This window comes from Marinomonas vulgaris, from assembly GCF_018145875.1.
In the GTDB taxonomy this organism is placed as follows: Bacteria; Pseudomonadota; Gammaproteobacteria; order Pseudomonadales; family Marinomonadaceae; genus Marinomonas; species Marinomonas vulgaris.
Genome location: NZ_JAGSSV010000037.1, coordinates 8,234 through 10,734, shown reverse-complemented (window position 1 = coordinate 10,734; position 2,501 = coordinate 8,234). Strand labels below are relative to the sequence as shown.

Annotated in this window: 2 protein-coding genes; both read left to right on the top strand. The window is 40.2% G+C overall.

Translation table 11 applies throughout. The features are described from left to right. Positions 1–482 precede the first annotated feature (482 nt). On the top strand, positions 483–1,835 hold the full coding sequence (gdhA, locus tag J9B83_RS15140) for an NADP-specific glutamate dehydrogenase (protein WP_211537646.1): 1,353 nt from the start codon (positions 483–485) through the stop codon (positions 1,833–1,835). Between the two features lie 70 nt (positions 1,836–1,905). Continuing rightward, positions 1,906–2,208, top strand: coding sequence for a monooxygenase (locus J9B83_RS15135; protein ID WP_236037348.1), 303 nt, complete (start codon positions 1,906–1,908; stop codon positions 2,206–2,208). Positions 2,209–2,501: the final 293 nt, after the last annotated feature.

The following is a 2,501-nucleotide window of genomic DNA, read 5'->3' as shown; positions in this document are numbered from 1 at the left end:
CATTAAGATGCTACGCATCTTTGGCTATTCCCCACCCTCCTCCTTCGGAGGGTGCTCCCTAGCCGATTTTAGGTGGAAGCCATATAGATCAGCTCAAATCAGTGACACTAGGGTAAAGCGTCACAATTGATATAAACATATTTTTGGTGAGTCGTTCACACTCTGGGGATTTAGTGAAGCACCCTGCTAAAGATCCCAACCTATATTCAGAATCAACGTCTGTTCATTCGTTTATTAGCATTTTCAATTTTATGATGTGTTTTTTTTAGATATAGTATGATGATTCTTTATGGTGCAAAAAGCATGATTGGGCACATTTTTTGTGCAAAATGCCAATGAACTTATCTATGCGCTTACAATCCTATCTGTATCTAGTTGATATGAAATGAAAAAATATTTGAGTCGAAATCACTTTATTTTTAGGTTGCACCAAAATAAAACAATTTAAATACACACCTTTTCTTATTAAGGACAATATCCCAATGAGTTACATTCACCAAAGCATTGACTACTTAAAACAAACCAGCCCGTGTCAGTCTGAGTTTTACCAAGCGGTTGAAGAAGTTTTAGAGTCATTGACTCCTGTTTTAGATTCAAATGATCGCTATCAAAAACAAGCCATTATACAACGTATGATCGAACCAGAGCGTCAGATTATTTTTCGTGTGCCATGGGTAGATGATAAGGGCGACATACAAGTTAATAAAGGGTACCGAATTGAATTTAACTCGGCTCTAGGGCCATATAAAGGCGGGTTACGTTTTCATCCCAGCGTGAATGCCAGCATTATTAAGTTTTTAGGGTTTGAACAAATTTTTAAAAATGCCTTAACCGGTTTGCCTATAGGAGGCGGTAAAGGCGGCGCAAACTTTGACCCTAAAGGCCGCTCAGATGGTGAGATCATGCGTTTTTGTCAGTCTTTTATGACAGAACTTTATCGCCATATTGGCCCAACAACCGACGTTCCTGCAGGTGATATCGGTGTGGGCGCACGTGAAATTGGCTATATGTTTGGCCAATACAAACGTTTAACAGGTCGCTATGAAGGTGTATTAACTGGAAAAAGCCTCTTGTGGGGAGGCTCTCTTGCTAGAAAAGAAGCAACAGGTTATGGCGCGGTTTACTTTGCACAATATATTTTAGAAGATAGAAACGACACACTAAAAGGTAAGTCTTGTTTGGTGTCTGGCGCAGGAAACGTGGCTATATACGCCATAGAAAAGCTGTATCAACTTGGCGCTGTGCCTGTCAGTTGCTCGGATTCACGCGGTACTATTTTTCATGAAACAGGTATCGACCTTAAGCTCTTAAAAGACCTTAAAGAAGTATGTCGAACCAGTCTAGAAAACTACATCAATACACACCCTAGTGCTCAATATATCCCTGTATCCGACTACCCAAAAGACGGTCATGCTGTCTGGCGTTTTAAAGCGAATGCTGCTTTTCCTTGTGCAACTCAAAATGAATTGACGGAGAAAGATGCTCAAGCACTCATATCCAATGGCTGCATGCTTGTATGTGAAGGTGCCAATATGCCCTCAACACAAGCTGCAGTAGATGCGTTCATTGCGGCAAACATCGCTTTTGGTCCTGGTAAAGCTGCTAATGCAGGTGGCGTCGCAACCAGCCAACTAGAAATGGCACAAAATGCCAGCATGCAAAACTGGACTTTTAAAAAAGTTGATGAAAAATTAAAAGTGATTATGAAGAATATTTTTGATGCGGCCAATGATACCGCCAAAGAGTACGGTCAATCTGGAAATCTTGTTGTTGGTGCCAATATTGCTGGTTTCAAACGTGTTGCAGAAGCTATGATTGAACAAGGCATAGTGTAATAACTTGATTTATTTACAAGCCGTCAGCTAATGCAACATCATACAATCTCACTAACGGAGAAATATTTTTATGAAAATACTTCAAGTAGACTTTGACTATCAAGGCCCTATGGGCACAGATATGTCAGAAGCACTAAAAGACCTCGCTTTGTCCATTAACAAAGAGCCGGGGCTAATATGGAAAATTTGGACAGAAAGCGCGTCGGAACAACTTGGTGGCGGCATCTATTTATTTGAAGATGAAAAAAGCGCTCAAAATTACCTAGCCATGCACAGTGAACGCTTAAAAAACATGGGAGTTAAAGAAGTCAGAGGCATTATTTTTGATATCAACCTACCTTTGACTGAGATAAACAGCGGCCCAGTAATATAAATTAGTAAATCATAACTTCATAAGCCTTACTTTTAAATTTAAGTAAGGCTTATGTACATTCATATTCCGTAGCGAATCTGACCAGTCATTTGTACCATTATCCGCACACCTCCAGCCTAACTCCGAAATCAATGATCGAACTACCTTAAAGACAGGTATCTATCAATAATATCTTCTCAGTCTGAGAGACAGGTGTCTATCAGTAATACCGTCTCAGTCTGAAAGACAGGTGTCTATCAGTAATACCGTCTCGGTCTGAAAGACAGGTGTCTATCAGTAATACCGTCTCGGTC

What these genes read in the sequence shown, in the direction of transcription:
- J9B83_RS15135 (WP_236037348.1), top strand. Translation starts at nt 1,906, where the DNA reads ATGAAAATACTTCAAGTAGACTTTGACTATCAAGGCCCTATGGGCACA.
- gdhA (WP_211537646.1), top strand. Translation starts at nt 483, where the DNA reads ATGAGTTACATTCACCAAAGCATTGACTACTTAAAACAAACCAGCCCG.